This is a genomic window from Escherichia sp. MOD1-EC6842, from assembly GCF_002965705.1.
Lineage (GTDB): Bacteria > Pseudomonadota > Gammaproteobacteria > Enterobacterales > Enterobacteriaceae > Escherichia > Escherichia ruysiae.
Map to the genome: position 1 here is coordinate 1 of NZ_PTRF01000018.1, position 19,159 is coordinate 19,159.

At 51.6% G+C, this 19,159-nt stretch carries 18 protein-coding genes; 11 read left to right on the forward strand and 7 right to left on the reverse strand.

Annotation, left to right across the window (positions count from 1 at the left end):
- Positions 1-280: 280 nt before the first annotated feature.
- The 3 genes from A7Z29_RS18380 to tolC form a co-directional block, all read right to left on the reverse strand.
- Positions 281-1,441 carry a glutathionylspermidine synthase family protein gene (locus tag A7Z29_RS18380; protein WP_000442852.1) on the reverse strand — a complete coding sequence of 387 codons (1,161 nt, stop codon included), beginning with the start codon at positions 1,439-1,441 and terminating at the stop codon, positions 281-283.
- Positions 1,442-1,446: 5 nt separating this feature from the next.
- Positions 1,447-2,118, reverse strand: coding sequence for a DUF1190 family protein (locus A7Z29_RS18385; RefSeq protein WP_000831543.1), 672 nt, complete (start codon positions 2,116-2,118; stop codon positions 1,447-1,449).
- 147 nt (positions 2,119-2,265) lie between these two features.
- The gene (tolC, locus tag A7Z29_RS18395; protein ID WP_000735301.1) at positions 2,266-3,747 is read right to left on the reverse strand and encodes an outer membrane channel protein TolC; all 1,482 of its coding nucleotides are present in this window, start codon (positions 3,745-3,747) and stop codon (positions 2,266-2,268) included.
- Positions 3,748-3,952: 205 nt separating this feature from the next.
- On the opposite strand from tolC, the gene nudF reads away from it, so the two are divergent.
- The 5 genes from nudF to parE are packed head-to-tail and all read left to right on the forward strand — an operon-like array spanning position 3,953 to position 8,359.
- Positions 3,953-4,582: an ADP-ribose diphosphatase gene (nudF, locus tag A7Z29_RS18400; RefSeq protein ID WP_000917117.1), complete on the forward strand. Its 630-nt coding sequence runs from the start codon at positions 3,953-3,955 to the stop codon at positions 4,580-4,582.
- Complete coding sequence (locus A7Z29_RS18405) at positions 4,583-5,005, forward strand: DUF1249 family protein (protein ID WP_000833387.1); 423 nt, start codon at positions 4,583-4,585, stop codon at positions 5,003-5,005.
- 24 nt (positions 5,006-5,029) lie between these two features.
- Complete coding sequence (gene cpdA, locus A7Z29_RS18410; RefSeq protein ID WP_000444758.1) at positions 5,030-5,857, forward strand: 3',5'-cyclic-AMP phosphodiesterase; 828 nt, start codon at positions 5,030-5,032, stop codon at positions 5,855-5,857.
- Positions 5,857-6,438 (forward strand): esterase YqiA, encoded by a 582-nt coding sequence (yqiA, locus tag A7Z29_RS18415; RefSeq protein ID WP_000105733.1) that lies wholly within the window; start codon positions 5,857-5,859, stop codon positions 6,436-6,438. The genes cpdA and yqiA overlap by 1 nt, the downstream gene beginning before the upstream one ends.
- Before the next feature lie 28 nt (positions 6,439-6,466).
- On the forward strand, positions 6,467-8,359 hold the full coding sequence (gene parE, locus A7Z29_RS18420; protein ID WP_000195277.1) for a DNA topoisomerase IV subunit B: 1,893 nt from the start codon (positions 6,467-6,469) through the stop codon (positions 8,357-8,359).
- A gap of 47 nt (positions 8,360-8,406) precedes the next feature.
- Here parE and A7Z29_RS18425 read toward each other — a convergent pair whose 3' ends face one another.
- From A7Z29_RS18425 to qseB, 4 genes are all read right to left on the reverse strand, one after another.
- Positions 8,407-8,721, reverse strand: coding sequence for a putative quinol monooxygenase (locus A7Z29_RS18425; protein ID WP_032226299.1), 315 nt, complete (start codon positions 8,719-8,721; stop codon positions 8,407-8,409).
- A 30-nt stretch (positions 8,722-8,751) separates the two neighbouring features.
- Positions 8,752-9,333: an NADPH:quinone oxidoreductase MdaB gene (gene mdaB / locus A7Z29_RS18430; protein WP_000065430.1), complete on the reverse strand. Its 582-nt coding sequence runs from the start codon at positions 9,331-9,333 to the stop codon at positions 8,752-8,754.
- 109 nt (positions 9,334-9,442) lie between these two features.
- The gene (gene qseC, locus A7Z29_RS18435) at positions 9,443-10,792 is read right to left on the reverse strand and encodes a quorum sensing histidine kinase QseC (protein WP_105290599.1); all 1,350 of its coding nucleotides are present in this window, start codon (positions 10,790-10,792) and stop codon (positions 9,443-9,445) included.
- Positions 10,789-11,448: a quorum sensing response regulator transcription factor QseB gene (gene qseB / locus A7Z29_RS18440; RefSeq protein WP_001221481.1), complete on the reverse strand. Its 660-nt coding sequence runs from the start codon at positions 11,446-11,448 to the stop codon at positions 10,789-10,791. Before qseB ends, qseC begins: the two co-directional genes overlap by 4 nt.
- A gap of 151 nt (positions 11,449-11,599) precedes the next feature.
- On the opposite strand from qseB, the gene ygiW reads away from it, so the two are divergent.
- The 6 genes from ygiW to ftsP all read left to right on the forward strand — a co-directional run bounded on the left by ygiW (position 11,600) and on the right by ftsP (position 19,092).
- Entirely contained in the window at positions 11,600-11,992 is a 393-nt protein-coding gene (gene ygiW / locus A7Z29_RS18445; RefSeq protein ID WP_010347824.1) for an OB fold stress tolerance protein YgiW, read from the forward strand.
- Between the two features lie 52 nt (positions 11,993-12,044).
- The gene (locus A7Z29_RS18450; RefSeq protein ID WP_000183515.1) at positions 12,045-12,527 is read left to right on the forward strand and encodes an AraC family transcriptional regulator; all 483 of its coding nucleotides are present in this window, start codon (positions 12,045-12,047) and stop codon (positions 12,525-12,527) included.
- A gap of 109 nt (positions 12,528-12,636) precedes the next feature.
- The gene (locus tag A7Z29_RS18455) at positions 12,637-14,244 is read left to right on the forward strand and encodes an ABC transporter substrate-binding protein (RefSeq protein ID WP_105290600.1); all 1,608 of its coding nucleotides are present in this window, start codon (positions 12,637-12,639) and stop codon (positions 14,242-14,244) included.
- A 137-nt stretch (positions 14,245-14,381) separates the two neighbouring features.
- On the forward strand, positions 14,382-16,640 hold the full coding sequence (gene parC, locus A7Z29_RS18460) for a DNA topoisomerase IV subunit A (protein WP_032226284.1): 2,259 nt from the start codon (positions 14,382-14,384) through the stop codon (positions 16,638-16,640).
- Between the two features lie 229 nt (positions 16,641-16,869).
- Positions 16,870-17,607, forward strand: a complete 738-nt coding sequence (gene plsC / locus A7Z29_RS18465) for a 1-acylglycerol-3-phosphate O-acyltransferase (protein ID WP_000965725.1) — start codon at positions 16,870-16,872, stop codon at positions 17,605-17,607.
- 72 nt (positions 17,608-17,679) lie between these two features.
- Complete coding sequence (ftsP, locus tag A7Z29_RS18470) at positions 17,680-19,092, forward strand: cell division protein FtsP (RefSeq protein WP_000059392.1); 1,413 nt, start codon at positions 17,680-17,682, stop codon at positions 19,090-19,092.
- Positions 19,093-19,159: the final 67 nt, after the last annotated feature.

Sequence of the window (19,159 nt, forward strand, 5' to 3'; positions counted from 1 at the left end):
ATTCAATATTGTGTAGTGTGATCCCAGCGACATTGTTTTTTAATTATTAAATCTATTTTTGGTGCAATAAAAGTTATAAATAAGCATATAAAACAACAAGTTACCATGTGGTTTTATTAGTTAATTTAATTACAATATCGCTTACATATGACGATCTAATATTAAATTAGGAATTAATGTTAAATAAAGGTGATAGATGTAGTTGATTATATATAGGTGGGAGTGATGATTTGCGGATTATAATAAATTGCCCCAGTAAACGGGGCAATATTGAACAGTATTATTCAACGAAAATATGCGGATAAAACCGTGACATGTCCTGGGTGATTAATGCTCGGTCTTCACGAATCCCAATTCCGGCAGGTTGATCGTTCACCAGCCAACTTCCAATCAGCATATAACTGTCGCCAAATTTCGGTAGTGGATGGAATTGCTGAACAATCATCCCTTCTTCGCCATACGGACCTTCCGCTGCTTCAATGGTTTTACCGTTCTCAATGATCGACACGTTTGCGCCTTCACGGGAGAAGATCGGTTTAACCACATATTTTTCCATTTGCGGATGATCATCTTCCGCAAAATAAGCGGGCAGCAGGTTCGGGTGATTCGGGAACATCTCCCACAGCAGCGGCAGAAGCGCCTTGTTGGAGATAATGCTCTTCCACGCCGGTTCCAGCCAACGCACGCCAGCATCTTCAAGTTTAGTGGAGAACATTTCGCGCAGCATAAATTCCCACGGATACAGTTTGAACAGGTTAGCGATGACCTGATCCTGCAAATCTGTGAACTGACCTTTTTCGCCTAAACCGATATCGTCGATGTACAGAAACTCGGTGGCGATTTCAGCTTCGGTCGCGCAGTCCTGCAAATACTGAATGGTGCCACGATCTTCCACTGTGTCGCGACAGCAGGTGAGATGCAGCAACTGAAAGCCGTACTGCTCACGCAACTCGACAAAACGGTCAATGAGCTTTTCTTGCAGACTGTTAAACTGGTCGCTGCCTTCCGGCAGGTTGCCCGCGTTAAGTTGATCTTCCAACCAGATCCACTGAAAGAACGCCGCCTCGTATAGTGACGTTGGCGTATCGGCGTTATTTTCCAGAAGTTTAGGTTCGCCAGTGCCATCCCACGCCAGATCAAGACGCGAATAAAGCGATGGCTGGTGCGTCAGCCATGACTGACGCACAAAACTCCAGGTGTGTTTTGGAATGCGGAATTTGGTCATCAGCTCGTCGCTGGCGATCACTTTTTCCACCACTTTCAGGCACATCTGGTGTAGTTCAGCGGTGACCTCTTCCAGCTTTTCAACCTGGGCGAGGGTCAATTTGTAGTAAGCATCTTCACACCAGTACGGCTCACCGTACATGGTATGGAAATTGAAACCGTACTCGTGAGCTTTCTCGCGCCAGTCCGGGCGCTCGGTAATACTGACTCTTTCCATCGGTATCAGCCGCCCATTGAACGAGAGGAAGTGCCGGTTGCGCTACGCTGCATGGTGCTTTGTTTGGCAACAGATTCACCAAAGCCGCCACGGGTAACGGTGGTGGTGGTGGCTGGTTTCGGCGCCATGGCTGTTTTCGGTACGGTCATGGTGCGGCCTGGCTGGGCTGCGCCATAGTTTTTACCGGTGGCATCAGTGTATTTGCCGTAAGCCGGGCTGGCCGGGTTTTTCGAAGAGAACAGCGGTTGTTGCGCAAAGCCCGCGCCGCCGCCCATCAGACGTCCCATCATGTAACCGGCCATCAGCGGCATCCAGAAGCTACCGCTGGATTGCTGAGCCTGCGCCTGGTTTTCTGGCGCCATGCCAGCCTGAGCAGGTGCCTGCTGGCATTGACCTTCGCCAAATTCAGCAACACAGTCTTCACGGGTGGCGTATTTCGGCGCAGTACGTTCCGCTTCTTTCAGCGCATTATTGTACGCAGTGGTGCATTCTGCACTTTTGCCTGGGTTTGCCGCTGAACAATCATCAGCATTTTGATACAGAGACACTGTTTCATCACTCTTTTCACAGCCTGCCAGCATAAAAACAGTGGCAACCGCGAGAGCAACAGGTGTCAGATGGCGTGCGCTCCAGTTTTTGCGGAACGATGCGTGGCGTATGGATTTTGTCCGTTTCATTTTTGTCTTCCGGGACCAGTGGTAAATACCCATCAGAATAGAGGATGGCTGGTCGAAATTGAAGCGAGAAGGGGGAAGAATGCGGCAGATAACCCGTATCTTTACGTTGCCTTACGTTCAGACGGGGCCGAAGCCCCGTCGTCGTCATCAGTTACGGAAAGGGTTATGACCGTTACTGGTGGTAGTGCGTGCGGATGTTTGCTGAACAACAGGTGCCGGGCTATCAGGCGCATAGCCATCAGCAATAGCATTCTGTTCTGGCGTTGGCGGCGCAACGTTTTCCGGGTTAGTGGAAACCGGTTTGCTCAGCGCATTGTTCAGTGCCAGCAGATCCTGCTCGTTCAACGTACCCAGAGCTGATTTAATATTCAACTGGTTAATCAGGTAGTTATAACGCGCATTTGCCAGTTCTTGTTTGGCGTTGTACAGCGTAGTGGTGGCGTCCAACACATCAACAATGGTACGCGTACCGACCGAGTAGCCCGCTTCCATCGCGTCTAATGAGCTTTGGGCGGAAACAACGGCTTGTTTGTAAGCGTTAATGCTACTGATAGATGCATTAATGTTGTTGAAAGAGGAACGCACGGTTTGCACGACGCTACGGTGTGCGCTTTCCAGTTGTTCGCTGGCACCGACAAAGTTGTACTGTGCCTGTTTCACCTGCGAGTTAACCATCCCGCCCTGATAAATCGGCAGCGAGAAGCTCAGACCCACTTTGTTCTGACCCATATTGCTGTCGTCATACTGGGCACTGTTCGCTCCACGGGTTTTCGAACCGCTATAAGAGGTGTCAGAAATCCCGGTAGAAGCCGTTAAATCCAGCGTCGGTAAGTGACCATCCTGCGCCTGGCGAATTTGCTCGCGCGCCAGATCCTGGCTCAAACGTGCCTGTAACAGCGACAGGTTGCGTTTTTCTGCTTCTTTCAGCAGCGCGTTAACCGGCTGTGGTTTGTCGGTTTTGAAGTTTTCGACATTCAGGGCCGCCAGTTCCGGATAGTAATTACCGGTGATCTGACGCAGTTGCTCAACGGCATTGTCGAGGTTGTTACGTGCGGTCACTTCGTTCGCCAGCACGGTATCGTACTGGGCGCGGGCGTTCTGCACGTCGGTGATCGCCACCAGACCCACGTTAAAACGTTGGGTGGTTTGATCTAACTGACGGTAGATCGCTTCTTTTTGCGCCTGGGTATAGGAAAGCACGTCAATAGCATTCAACACGTTGAAATAAGCGGTCGCGGTGTTGAGGATCAAGGTTTGTTGATCGGTCTGATAGGTGACGTCCTGAATACCGGCAGCCTTTTCCTGCAAGGTCAGCGCCCGCCATTTCGACATATCGAAAATGGACTGAGTCAACTGCAGGGATGCACTGGTTGCGTTAGAGTTGATGCCGTTCGCGTCGCGGTAGCCGTTGCTATAGGTGTAATCTGCACCTAAACCTAGCTGTGGCAGTAATGGACTGCGCGCTTCATTAATTTTTTCAAAGGCAGCATCACGATCGGCGGCAGACTTACGCAATTCCGGGTTACTAAGGCGTGCTTGCTGATAAACTTGCATCAGGTTCTCGGCCTGGCTCAACGTACTGAACCCAGAAAGGCTCAGGCCGATAAGAATGGGGAGCAATTTCTTCATTTGCATTCCTTGTGGTGAAGCAGTATTTAGCGCTGATCAAACTGTAAAATTATTGCGGATTCTAGCAGAAGCCGCTACCGCAAAAGGTTGGCGTTACGTGCCATAGGGCATTAATGTGCCTCAATTTAACACATGACTGCTCAAACGGCAGTCAAACGTCGCTGAAATTCACATTTAATTCACTATTAGTGCCAGGACATTAACCATGCTTAAGCCAGACAACCTGCCCGTTACATTTGGCAAAAACGATGTAGAAATTATTGCACGAGAAACACTTTATCGCGGCTTTTTTTCATTAGATCTTTATAGGTTTCGTCATCGTCTATTCAACGGGCAAATGAGTCATGAAGTCCGCAGAGAAATTTTTGAGCGCGGTCACGCCGCAGTCTTGCTACCCTTTGACCCAGTGCGTGATGAAGTCGTGTTGATTGAGCAGATACGGATTGCCGCGTATGACACCAGCGAAACGCCCTGGCTACTGGAAATGGTTGCCGGGATGATTGAAGAGGGGGAAAGTGTGGAAGATGTCGCCCGACGCGAAGCGATTGAAGAGGCGGGGCTGATAGTCAAACGAACCAAACCGGTGTTAAGTTTCCTGGCAAGCCCAGGCGGCACCAGTGAGCGTTCGTCAATTATGGTGGGCGAAGTGGACGCCACGACCGCAAGCGGTATTCACGGTCTGGCTGATGAAAACGAAGATATTCGCGTTCATGTGGTAAGCCGGGAACAGGCCTACCAGTGGGTAGAAGAGGGGAAAATCGACAACGCAGCGTCAGTCATCGCTTTGCAATGGCTGCAACTGCATCATCAAGCGTTAAAAAATGAGTGGGCATAAATGAAGCGTTACACACCTGACTTTCCTGAAATGATGCGCCTGTGCGAGATGAACTTTTCACAATTGCGCCGTTTGTTACCGCGCAATGATGCACCCGGCGAAACTATAAGCTATCAGGTGGCAAACGCACATTATCGGCTAACGATAGTGGAATCGACCCGATACACTACCCTGGTGACAATAGAACAGACTGCGCCCGCGATCAGTTACTGGAGCCTTCCGTCAATGACGGTGCGTCTGTATCATGACGCGATGGTGGCTGAAGTGTGTTCAAGCCAGCAGATTTTTCGCTTCAAAGCGCGGTATGATTATCCTAATAAAAAGTTGCATCAACGCGACGAAAAGCATCAAATTAATCAGTTTTTAGCGGATTGGTTGCGATACTGTTTAGCACATGGAGCGATGGCGATTCCGGTTTATTAGCGTCGTGAAACCTAAGGACACCATTTGGAAAGCCTGTTAACCCTTCCTCTGGCTGGTGAGGCCAGAGTCAGGATTTTACAAATTACCGACACTCACCTGTTTGCACAAAAGCACGAAGCCCTGTTGGGGGTAAACACCTGGGAGAGCTACCAGGCTGTGCTGGAGGCGATTCGTCCACACCAGCACGAATTCGACCTGATTGTCGCGACAGGTGATTTAGCGCAGGATCAAACTGCTGCGGCCTATCTGCACTTTGCGGAAGGCATCGCAAGCTTTCGTGCGCCCTGCGTCTGGCTGCCGGGAAACCATGATTTCCAGCCTGCGATGTACAGCGCGTTACAGGATGCGGGTATTTCCCCGGCGAAGCGTGTGTTTATCGGTGAGCAATGGCAAATCTTGCTGCTGGATAGCCAGGTGTTTGGCGTACCGCACGGCGAATTGAGCGAGTTTCAGCTTGATTGGCTGGAGCGTAAGCTGTCTGATGCGCCAGAGCGCCATACGTTGCTGCTACTGCACCATCATCCGCTGCCTGCAGGCTGTAGCTGGCTCGACCAACACAGTCTGCGTAACGCAGGTGAACTGGATAATGTGCTGGCGAAGTTTCCGCACGTCAAATATCTGCTGTGTGGTCATATTCATCAGGAACTCGATCTCGACTGGAACGGGCGCCGCCTGATGGCAACGCCGTCGACCTGTGTACAATTTAAACCACACTGTTCCAACTTCACGCTGGACACCATTGCTCCCGGCTGGCGTACGCTGGAGTTACATGCTGATGGCACGCTGACTACCGAAGTGCACCGCCTTGCGGACACGCGTTTCCAACCTGATACCGCTTCAGAAGGTTACTGATGTCTACGCTTCTTTATTTACACGGTTTCAACAGCTCGCCGCGTTCTGCAAAAGCGAGCTTGTTGAAAAACTGGCTGGCGGAACATCACCCTGACGTTGAGATGATTATTCCGCAGTTGCCGCCGTATCCTTCCGATGCGGCAGAACTGCTGGAATCCATTGTCCTGGAACATGGCGGCGATTCGCTGGGTATCGTCGGTTCATCACTGGGGGGTTACTACGCCACCTGGTTGTCGCAATGTTTTATGCTGCCCGCAGTGGTGGTAAACCCGGCGGTGCGCCCGTTTGAATTGCTAACAGACTATCTCGGTCAGAACGAGAACCCCTACACCGGGCAGCAATATGTGCTAGAGTCACGCCATATTTACGATCTCAAAGTCATGCAGATTGACCCGCTGGAAGCGCCGGATCTTATCTGGCTGCTGCAACAGACGGGAGATGAAGTGCTGGATTACCGCCAGGCGGTGGCGTACTACGCTTCCTGCCGCCAGACTGTAATAGAAGGCGGCAACCACGCATTCACGGGCTTCGAAGATTATTTCAACCCGATCGTCGATTTTCTTGGTCTGCACCATCTCTGACGATCAACTCGAATTGCTAACTTAAACCATGACGCAAACTTATAACGCTGATGCCATTGAGGTACTCACCGGGCTTGAGCCGGTTCGCCGCCGTCCGGGGATGTATACCGATACCACTCGCCCTAACCATTTGGGGCAAGAAGTTATTGATAACAGTGTCGATGAAGCACTGGCGGGTCACGCAAAACGCGTGGATGTAATTTTACATGCTGACCAGTCGTTAGAAGTGATTGACGATGGTCGCGGGATGCCGGTGGATATTCACCCTGAAGAGGGTGTACCGGCGGTTGAACTGATTCTTTGCCGTCTGCACGCAGGCGGTAAATTCTCTAACAAAAATTACCAGTTCTCTGGCGGCCTGCATGGCGTGGGGATTTCGGTGGTTAACGCCTTGTCGAAGCGCGTAGAAGTCAACGTGCGCCGCGATGGCCAGATTTATAACATCGCGTTTGAAAATGGCGAAAAGGTTCAGGATTTGCAGGTCGTCGGCACTTGCGGTAAACGCAATACCGGCACCAGCGTGCACTTCTGGCCGGATGAAACCTTCTTTGACAGCCCGCGCTTTTCTGTTTCCCGGCTTACACATGTACTGAAAGCCAAGGCAGTACTGTGCCCCGGCGTTGAGATCACCTTTAAAGATGAGATCAACAACACTGAGCAACGCTGGTGCTATCAGGACGGTCTGAACGATTACCTGGCGGAAGCGGTAAACGGTTTACCGACACTGCCGGAAAAACCGTTTATCGGTAATTTCGCTGGCGATACTGAAGCGGTTGACTGGGCACTACTGTGGCTACCGGAAGGCGGTGAACTGCTGACCGAAAGCTACGTCAACCTGATCCCAACGATGCAGGGCGGTACGCACGTTAACGGTCTGCGTCAGGGCTTGCTGGATGCGATGCGTGAGTTTTGCGAATACCGCAACATTCTGCCGCGCGGCGTGAAACTGTCGGCGGAAGATATCTGGGATCGCTGCGCATATGTGTTGTCAGTAAAAATGCAGGATCCGCAGTTTGCCGGGCAGACCAAAGAGCGTCTCTCTTCGCGTCAATGTGCGGCATTCGTTTCTGGCGTGGTTAAAGATGCCTTCACCCTGTGGCTGAACCAGAACGTCCAGGCGGCGGAACTACTTGCTGAGATGGCGATTTCCAGCGCCCAGCGTCGTATGCGTGCCGCCAAAAAAGTGGTACGTAAAAAGCTGACCAGCGGCCCGGCGCTGCCTGGCAAACTGGCTGACTGCACCGCGCAGGATCTTAACCGTACCGAACTGTTCCTCGTGGAAGGGGACTCCGCAGGCGGATCCGCCAAGCAGGCGCGCGATCGTGAATATCAGGCGATCATGCCGTTGAAAGGTAAGATCCTTAACACCTGGGAAGTCTCTTCCGATGAAGTACTGGCCTCGCAGGAAGTGCACGATATTTCGGTTGCGATCGGTATTGATCCTGACAGCGATGATCTTAGCCAGCTACGTTACGGCAAGATCTGTATCCTCGCGGATGCGGACTCCGATGGCCTGCACATTGCCACGCTGCTCTGCGCGCTGTTTGTAAAACACTTCCGCACGCTAGTGAAACATGGTCACGTTTACGTTGCTCTGCCACCGCTCTACCGTATTGATCTGGGTAAAGAGGTCTATTACGCGCTGACAGAAGAAGAGAAAGAGGGCGTACTTGAGCAATTAAAACGCAAGAAAGGCAAGCCGAACGTTCAGCGTTTTAAAGGGCTGGGGGAAATGAACCCTATGCAATTGCGCGAAACTACGCTTGATCCGAATACTCGCCGTCTGGTGCAGTTAACCATTGATGATGAAGACGATCAGCGTACTGACGCGATGATGGATATGCTGCTGGCGAAGAAACGCTCGGAAGACCGCCGTAACTGGTTGCAAGAGAAAGGCGACATGGCGGAGATTGAGGTTTAAAAGAAAGAACATTGCCCGGTCAGGATGGCCGGGCAAACAAGGCAGGATTAAATCCCCGGCTGCAGAATACGAATATTCATCTCCAGCACGTCGCCTTTTACGGCTTCACTATATGCTTTCATGTGCGGGGTTTGCAGATGCGCTTCAAGATGGGCAATGCTTTCCCACTGCTCAATCATCACGATAGAGTCCGGCGCCATAGACTGGAAACTCACGCCAGCAGCGCAATCCACCATCGGCGCATAGCCGTGGCAACCTTCTTCCTTCAGTACGATTGGAACGATTTTAGCAAACTGATCCAATACTGCCTGACGGTGATGTTGGCCAGGACGAGTACGGATTTCAGCGATTACTGTAAGCATGGTTAACTCCTTCTAAAGCCAGAGCTCTAGTTAACCAAAAATTTCCACAAGATGCTTGCGATATTCTTCAGTATAGCGGGGAACATCAGGCATTTTTATCACGTCATTAGCGATAAATGTCGGCAGCGGTTCCATACCGAGGAATTGGTTTGCTTTATGGAACGGCAGATACACGCCGTCAACGCCGACGCCGTGGAAGAACTGATCTTTTTCGGTGAAGGCTTCCATTGGTGCGTTCCAGGTCAGAGAGAGCATATATTTTTTGCCCTGTACCAGGCCGCCAGAGCCGTATTTTTTCGACGGATCTTTGCGGGTACGACCATCGCTGGCATACAGCGTACCGTGACCTTCGGTGAACACATCATCAATGTATTTTTTCACCGTCCACGGCGCGCCCATCCACCAGCCAGGCATCTGCCAGATAACCACATCAGCCCAGAGAAAGTTTTGTACTTCGGCTTTGACATCGTAGTCGCTGTCGGCGCGAACGATACGGACATCATGCCCGAGGTCGCGGAGCGTGCCATCCGCGACTTCGGTCAGGGTGTCGTTCAGTTGACCATTGGAGTGGGCGAATTTCTTCGCGCCGTTGATAATCAGGATATTGCTCATTTTTTATCCTCAAGGTGAGAAGTTTGTCGACTATAGTACGTCACAGAGCGGTACGGTGAAATTAGCAAAATGTGCAAAGTCTTTTGCGAATTTTGCAACAATATCACCACTACCAGCTCACCTTCGCCTCAAATCCACCTTGTTCCGCATTCCCAAACACAACATTCATGCCATGCAATTTGGCGATCCGCTGGACAATCGACAGCCCAAGCCCACTGCCGGTGGCGGTTTGTCCTGGTGGGCGATAGAAACGTTCGCCAATTCGCGCCAGTGCCTCTGGCGTTACACCGGGACCGTTATCCCTTACGATGAAATTATCGGCATTCAGCGTGACGTCCACCACGCTGCCCTGTGGACTGTAGCGCACGGCGTTATCCAGCAGATTTCGTACCAGCAAACTTAGCAATAGCGGTTGTCCGGTGCGTTTGATGCCCTGTGTATTGAGCGTCAGCCGCACGTCAATTTTCGCCTGTTGCGCCGTGTGGTAAATATCCATTACCGACGATTGCAGGAGATCTTCAAGTGGGATCTCCGCGACGTCCTGAAGGTTATCCAGCGAGTCGAGCCGCGATAGTGTGAGCAGTTGATCAACAAGGCGGGTGGCGCGATCGATCCCGGAATGTAACTGTATCAGTGCTTTTTTCCGTGCCTGCGGATCGTCGTCGGAAAGCTGTGCGACTTCGGTTTGTACTTTCAGCGCCGTTAACGGGCTACGCAGTTCGTGAGCGGCATCGGAGGTAAAGCGTCGTTCACGAACCATCATCGCATGTGTACGGTCGAAAAGTTGATTCAGAGACTCAACCAGCGGACGCACTTCGTTGGGTACACCGTCAGCGTTGAGCGGTTTTTCCGAGTCAGGATCGCGCATACGTAGCGCCAGCGCCAGTTTGTTTAGTGGCGAGAGTTCACGGCCCAGTAGTACCATCATGATGATCAACATGATAGGCAGCGCGATAAGCCAGGGAATGAGCTGTCCAGTGACAATCGCCAGTGCCATGTCTTCACGGTATTCCCACTCCTGGCCAACAACGATGCGATATTTACCATCATGTGACGTCATCCAGACAAAACGCCAGGGATCGTCTTCACCTACCAGTTGCCCATTAGCAAAACCTTCCCGTTGATAGCTGTAGGGAATATCTTCTCCATTATCGCCATCGTTAAGAACCATGTTGCCGTCGTGAGTAAAGACTGCAAAGGTCAGCGCATCATCATCTACGTGACCGTGTTTTAATTTATTCGGTGTTTGCGCCATACGATCTGCCGCATTGATTTCGTTAAGATCGAGCGTACTTAACCGTTTGGCAAACAGCATCAACTGGGTATCGAATAACTCATCGACATTATCCATTGTTTGTTTCCAGGCGACAAAGCTGGAGACAAGCCAGGTCACCGAGGCCAGAATCAAAAAGATCAGCGTCAGTCTGACTCGCAGACTAAGGCGTTGGGTAAATTTCATTTCTCACCTAATGTGTAGCCAATACCGTGAACGGTGCGAATAAAGTCGCTGCCGAGCTTACGTCGCAGATGATGCACATGCACTTCGATGGCATTGCTGGTGACCTCTTCGTCCCAGGTGTACAGTTTTTCTTCAATCAATTTGCGCGGCAGTACCCGACCAGCGTTACGCATCAGTAATTCCAGCAGGGCAAATTCTTTTGGCTTCAGCGTTAAGGGTTCGCCAGCCTGAGTGGCAATACGTTTGCCGGGGTCGAGCATTACGTTACCGTGATGTAACTCATTGCTGGCTTGCCCGTTGCTTCGACGCATCAGTGCTTCCAGCCTGGCAGCGACTTCTATTAAGGCAAAAGGTTTACACAGATAATCGTCGGCGCCCAGACGCAAACCTTCTACGCGTTCCGCCAGGGCGTCGCGCGCGGTCAGGATCAGTACCGGTTCACGCTGACCTTTATCCCGCCATTCGCGCAAAATATCGCGACCATCCATTCCCGGTAAGGTTAGATCAAGGATTACTGCGTCATAAGGTGCGCTATAAAGCGCCTCTTTTCCCTGACGACCTTCCGTAAACCAGTCAACACTAAAGCCCATCTTACTAAGACCTGTTTTGATGCCGTCGCCAATCAGCATGTCATCTTCTATCAGTAAAATTCGCATCTTTTCATCCCTGCGATAGCTGTATTCGTTGCCAGTAAACCGTGTTGTAACGTGCTCTGTACAGTACTAAATTTTCTTTTTTTTTCTTAAGAAGTTGTTAAGGAGTATCTTGTTTAATGCTCGAAAACAGACATTAAAGGGAGTAACAAACATGAAAAAATTAGCAGCAGTAATTGCAGTAATGGCTCTGTGTAGCGCACCAGTTATGGCAGCAGAGCAGGGTGGTTTTTCTGGCCCATCGGCAACACAAAGTCAGACCGGAGGATTCCAGGGGCCGAACGGCAGTGTAACTAACGTAGAAAACGCAAAATCCCTGCGTGATGATACCTGGGTAACCCTGCGCGGCAATATCGTTGAACGCATCTCTGACGATCTCTACGTGTTCAAAGATGCCAGCGGTACTATCAATGTCGATATCGACCACAAACGCTGGAACGGTGTGACTGTTACACCGAAAGATACGGTTGAGATTCAGGGGGAGGTCGATAAGGACTGGAACTCTGTTGAGATCGACGTTAAACAGATTCGTAAAGTGAATCCGTAATTGTTACCGCTCCCGGGACGCGTTCCCGGGAATAATTTCGCAGGGAGGCAAAATGACAAACCTGACACTGGACGTGAACATCATCAATTTCCCTTCAACCCGCGTGGCTTTGTTGCCGCATCGCTGTAGCCCTGAGTTACTCAACTATAGCGTGGCGAAATTTATCATGTGGCGCAAAGAGACGGGACTTTCTCCTGTTAACCAAAGCCAGACATTTGGTGTTGCCTGGGACGACCCTGCAAGCACCGCGCCGGAAGCGTTTCGCTTTGATATCTGCGGCAGCGTTAGCGAAGCGATTCCGGAGAATCGTTATGGCGTGAGTAATAGTGAGCTTGATGGAGGACGTTATGCCGTGGCTCGTCACGTTGGCGAACTGGACGATATTTCGCGCACGGTATGGGGCATCATTCGTCAGTGGCTGCCTGAAAGCGGCGAGAAAATACGTAAAGCGCCGATACTGTTTCACTACACTAATCTGGCTGAAGGGATGTCAGAGCAGCGGCTGGAAACGGATGTCTATGTGCCGTTGGCGTGATGGGGGAATCTTTACCGGAGTGTGAGCCAAATCACTCGCGATAAGTTTGAGCTAACAATGTCACAGGCGTATTGTTGTCGGGCTTATAATTTCTTCGGTAAGGAATACCATGTATACGCGAAATTTATTATGGCTGGTCAGCCTGGTAAGTGCGGCTCCTCTCTATGCTGCTGACATTCCCGCCAACACACCGCTCGCCCCACAGCAAGTCTTTCGTTACAACAATCATAGCGACCCCGGTACGCTCGACCCGCAAAAGGTTGAGGAGAATACTGCTGCGCAGATTGTGCTGGATCTGTTTGAAGGTCTGGTATGGATAGACAGTGAAGGCAAAGTGCAACCCGCTCAGGCCGAATCATGGGAGGTGGCAGATAGCGGCAAACGCTATGTTTTCCATTTACGTCACGGCTTACAGTGGTCTGATGGTCAGCCCTTAACGGCACAGGATTTTGTCCTCGGCTGGCAGCGCGCGGTTGACCCCAAAACGGCAAGCCCTTTTGCCGGCTATCTGGCGCAGGCGCATATTAAAAATGCAGCGGCTATTGTGACAGGCAAAGCGGATGTTGCATCGCTGGGTGTGAAGGCTACCGATGACCGCACTCTTGAAGTCACGCTTGAGCAGCCCGTTCCCTGGTTCACGACCATGCTCGCCTGGCCGACGCTGTTTCCGGTTCCGCATCATGTGATTGCGAAGTATGGCGATAGCTGGAGTAAGCCAGAACATATGGTTTACAACGGTGCTTTTGTTCTTGATAAATGGGTAGTTAACGAAAAGATTACAGCCCGAAAAAATCCGGAATACCGCGATGCCGAGCATACTGTCTTACAGCAGGTTGAGTATCTGGCGCTGGATAATTCGGTCACCGGTTATAACCGCTATCGCGCGGGAGAGGTTGATCTCACCTGGGTTCCGGCGCAGCAAATTCCTGCAATCGAAAAATCACTGCCTGGCGAGCTGCGGATAATCCCTCGCCTGAACAGCGAATATTACAACTTCAACACCCGGAAACCGCCGTTTGATGATGCCCGTGTGCGGCGGGCATTGTATCTTACGGTTGACAGGCCGCTAATCGCGCAAAAGATACTTGGGCTACGAACGCCAGCAACAACATTGACGCCGACAGAGGTAGAAGGGTTTCGTGCGCCGACGTTTGAGGAACTGCAAAAGCCAATGGGTGAACGCGTTGCGATGGCAAAAGCCTTGCTGAAACAGGCGGGATACGACGCCTCTCATCCGCTACGCTTTGAACTGTTCTACAACAAGTACGATCTGCATGAAAAAACGGCGATAGCCTTGTCTTCCGAATGGAAAAAATGGCTTGGCGCACAGGTGACGCTGCGCACGATGGAGTGGAAAACGTATCTCGATGCCTGGCGTAGTGGTGATTTCATGTTGTCGCGGCAGTCGTGGGATGCGACATATAATGATGCATCCAGCTTCCTGAACACGCTTAAAAGCGATAGTGAAGAGAACGTCGGTCACTGGAAAAACGCAAAGTATGACGTGTTACTAAACCAGGCCGCTCAGACCACTGACGCGACAAAGCGTAATGCGTTGTATCAGCAGGCAGAAGAGATCATCAACCAGCAGGCACCGCTCATCCCCATCTACTATCAACCGCTGATCAAACTGCTTAAACCCTACGTTGGCGGTTTTCCGCTGCATAATCCCCAGGATTATGTCTACAGCAAAGAGTTGTATATCAAGGCACATTGATGCCTTTATCGCCGTCGGAGCACGTCCGGCGGCACTATTCACACTGATCTCCTGTGACTCGACGCGACAGATAATGTAGTATCTCCGGCAATATTGCCCCTTTGAAGGCTGGCGAATAAGTTGAGGAATCAGAATTAATGAGCGATATGGCAGAGCGCCTTGCGCTACATGAATTTACGGAAAACGCCTACTTAAACTACTCCATGTACGTCATCATGGATCGTGCGTTGCCGTTTATTGGTGATGGTCTGAAACCTGTTCAGCGCCGCATTGTGTATGCGATGTCAGAACTGGGTCTGAATGCTACCGCCAAATTTAAAAAATCGGCCCGTACTGTGGGTGACGTACTGGGTAAATACCATCCGCACGGTGACAGCGCCTGCTATGAAGCGATGGTACTAATGGCTCAGCCGTTTTCTTACCGTTATCCGCTGGTTGATGGGCAGGGAAACTGGGGGGCACCGGACGATCCGAAATCGTTCGCGGCAATGCGTTATACCGAATCCCGCCTGTCGAAATATTCTGAGCTGTTACTGAGTGAGCTGGGGCAAGGGACGGCGGACTGGGTGCCAAACTTCGACGGCACGTTGCAGGAACCGAAAATGCTGCCTGCCCGCCTGCCGAATATTTTGCTTAACGGCACCACCGGTATTGCTGTCGGGATGGCGACGGACATTCCGCCACATAACCTGCGTGAAGTCGCACAGGCGGCAATCGCGTTAATCGACCAGCCGAAAACCACGCTCGACCAGTTGCTGGATATCGTGCAGGGCCCAGACTACCCGACTGAAGCGGAAATCATCACCTCCCGCGCCGAAATCCGTAAAATTTACGAGAACGGTCGTGGTTCTGTGCGTATGCGCGCGGTGTGGAAGAAAGAAGATGGCGCGGTAGTGATCAGCGCCTTACCGCATCAGGTTTCTGGCGCTCGCGTACTGGAGCAAATTGCTGCGCAAATGCGCAACAAAAAGCTGCCGATGGTTGACGATCTGCGCGATGAATCTGACCACGAGAATCCGACACGTCTGGTGATTGTGCCGCGTTCTAATCGTGTGGATATGGATCAGGTGATGAATCATCTGTTTGCCACGACCGATCTGGAAAAGAGCTATCGTATTAACCTCAATATGATTGGTCTGGATGGGCGTCCGGCGGTGAAAAACCTGCTGGAAATCCTCTCCGAATGGCTGGTGTTCCGTCGCGATACCGTGCGCCGCCGTCTCAATTATCGTCTGGAGAAAGTCCTCAAGCGCCTGCATATTCTTGAAGGTTTGCTGGTGGCGTTTCTCAATATCGACGAAGTGATTGAGATCATTCGTAATGAAGATGAACCGAAACCGGCACTGATGTCGCGTTTTGGCATTACGGAAACCCAGGCGGAAGCGATCCTCGAACTGAAACTGCGTCATCTCGCCAAACTGGAAGAGATGAAGATTCGCGGTGAGCAGAACGAACTGGAAAAAGAGCGTGACCAGTTGCAGAGCATTCTGGCTTCCGAGCGCAAGATGAATAACCTGCTGAAGAAAGAGCTACAGGCCGACGCACAGGCCTACGGCGACGATCGCCGTTCGCCGTTGCAGGAACGCGAAGAAGCGAAAGCGATGAGCGAGCACGACATGCTGCCGTCTGAACCCGTTACCATTGTGCTGTCACAGATGGGCTGGGTACGCAGCGCCAAAGGCCATGACATCGACGCACCAGGCCTGAACTATAAAGCGGGCGATAGCTTCAAAGCGGCGGTGAAAGGCAAGAGCAACCAACCGGTGGTATTTGTTGATTCTACCGGCCGTAGCTACGCCATCGACCCGATTACGCTGCCGTCGGCGCGTGGTCAGGGCGAACCACTCACCGGTAAACTGACGTTACCGCCAGGTGCCACAGTTGATCACATGCTAATGGAAAGCGACGATAAGAAACTGTTGATGGCTTCCGATGCTGGCTACGGATTCGTCTGCACCTTTAACGATCTTGTTGCCCGTAACCGTGCTGGTAAAGCGTTGATTACCTTACCTGAAAATGCGCATGTTATGCCGCCAGTAGTGATTGAAGATGCTTCTGATATGCTACTGGCTATCACCCTGGCAGGACGCATGTTGATGTTCCCGGTAAGCGAGCTTCCGCAACTGTCGAAGGGTAAAGGCAACAAGATCATCAACATCCCGTCGGCAGAAGCCGCGCGAGGCGAGGATGGTCTGGCACACCTGTATGTACTGCCGCCGCAGAGCACTCTGACTATTCATGTCGGGAAACGCAAAATTAAACTGCGCCCGGAAGAGTTGCTGAAAGTGACTGGTGAGCGTGGTCGCCGTGGCACCTTGATGCGCGGTTTACAGCGTATCGACCGTGTCGAGATTGACTCCCCTCACCGCGCCAGCAGCGGCGATAGCGAAGAGTAATATGCCGGAGGGGGGCTTTCTCCCGTTTGCAAGGAATGCCGGATGAAATGTTAAGTCGTCATCCGGCAGCGTATTCAACCCCCGGAAACGATAAAAATTCCCTTGAAACCGTTGTTTATTCATGCGTTGCGATTAACAATACGCTTTTCCAGAGAGCGGCTTTTAACAATGCCCTAACCTGATTTCAGGTGACGTACAATGCCAGTCTCTCAGATCTTCAGAGGGTGTTATGCTATATATCTTTCGTCTTATTATTACCGTTATTTACAGCATCTTAGTCTGTGTTTTCGGCTCCATTTACTGCCTTTTCAGCCCGCGAAATCCAAAGCATGTAGCCACCTTCGGGCATATGTTTGGGCGCCTTGCGCCGCTATATGGGCTGAAAGTTGAGTGCCGCAAACCTGCTGATGCTGAAAGCTATGGTAATGCTATCTATATTGCTAACCACCAGAACAACTATGACATGGTGACAGCATCGAACATCGTGCAGCCACCGACGGTCACAGTGGGTAAAAAGAGTTTGCTGTGGATCCCCTTCTTTGGGCAGTTGTACTGGTTAACCGGCAACTTATTGATCGACAGAAACAACCGTACTAAGGCGCATGGCACCATCGCGGAAGTCGTGAACCACTTCAAAAAGCGCCGTATTTCCATCTGGATGTTCCCGGAAGGAACGCGTAGCCGTGGTCGCGGCCTGCTGCCGTTTAAAACAGGGGCATTCCATGCGGCAATTGCGGCAGGCGTCCCGATTATTCCCGTGTGTGTTTCCACGACTTCGAATAAGATTAATCTTAATCGACTGAATAATGGTTTAGTGATCGTAGAAATGCTGCCGCCGATTGACGTCAGTCAATATGGTAAAGATCAGGTTCGCGAGCTGGCTGCTCATTGTCGTTCGATAATGGAACAAAAAATCGCCGAGCTCGATAAAGAAGTCGCAGAGCGCGAAGCCGCCGGAAAAGTTTAAGTCGGCAATCTGTTTTTTGCGGGGATGTTTTCCTGCACGGTATTACTTTAGCCAGTTTTACATGGAGCAAATATGTCACTCAGTCGGCGTCAGTTCATTCAGGCATCGGGGATTGCACTGTGTGCAGGTGCTGTCCCCCTGAAGGCAAGCGCAGCCGGTCAACAGCAACCACTGCCCGTTCCGCCGCTGCTTGAATCTCGCCGTGGGCAACCGTTATTTATGACAGTACAGCGCGCGCACTGGTCATTTACGCCAGGAACGCGCGCGTCGGTTTGGGGTATCAATGGTCGCTACCTTGGGCCGACTATCCGCGTCTGGAAGGGCGACGATGTTAAGCTGATTTACAGCAACCGACTGACAGAAAACGTCTCAATGACAGTGGCTGGATTACAAGTGCCAGGCCCACTGATGGGCGGTCCGGCACGCATGATGTCGCCAAACGCTGACTGGGCGCCTGTGCTGCCAATTCGCCAGAATGCTGCGACTTTGTGGTATCACGCCAATACCCCCAACCGCACGGCGCAGCAGGTCTATAACGGCCTTGCCGGGATGTGGCTGGTGGAAGATGAAGTCAGCAAGTCGCTGCCCATTCCTAACCATTATGGTGTGGATGATTTTCCGGTCATTATTCAGGATAAACGGCTGGATAACTTTGGTACGCCAGAATACAACGAACCGGGAAGCGGCGGCTTTGTTGGCGATACGCTGCTGGTCAACGGTGTACAAAGCCCGTACGTTGAAGTTTCGCGCGGTTGGGTGCGCCTGCGTCTGCTGAACGCATCGAACTCCCGTCGCTATCAACTGCAGATGAGCGATGGTCGCCCGTTACACGTGATTTCTGGCGATCAGGGATTCCTGCCTGCTCCTGTATCGGTGAAGCAGCTTTCGCTGGCACCGGGTGAACGCCGTGAAATACTGGTGGATATGAGCAACGGTGATGAAGTGTCGATCACCTGTGGCGAAGCGGCGAGCATTGTTGATCGTATTCGCGGCTTCTTTGAGCCGTCCAGCATTCTGGTTTCTACGCTGGTGCTAACGCTGCGCCCGACCGGCCTTCTGCCGCTGGTGACTGACAGCCTGCCGATGCGCCTGCTGCCGACTGAAATAATGGCTGGTTCGCCGATTCGCAGCCGTGATATAAGCCTGGGCGATGATCCCGGCATCAACGGGCAGCTATGGGACGTTAACCGCATTGACGTTGCTGCCCAGCAGGGAACGTGGGAACGCTGGACGGTACGCGCGGATGAACCGCAATCATTCCATATTGAAGGTGTGATGTTCCAGATCCGTAATGTTAATGGCGCAATGCCATTCCCGGAAGACAGAGGCTGGAAAGATACCGTCTGGGTTGATGGACAAGTGGAACTGCTTGTTTATTACGGTCAGCCTTCCTGGGCGCATTTCCCGTTTTACTTTGGTAGCCAGACACTGGAAATGGCGGATCGCGGCTCTATTGGGCAGTTGCTGGTCAATCCAGTACCGTAATCTTCATACTCGCCCTGGGAGGGCGAGTATGGAATACCTTTCGATTTCTCTTTCGTTCCGGCTTATA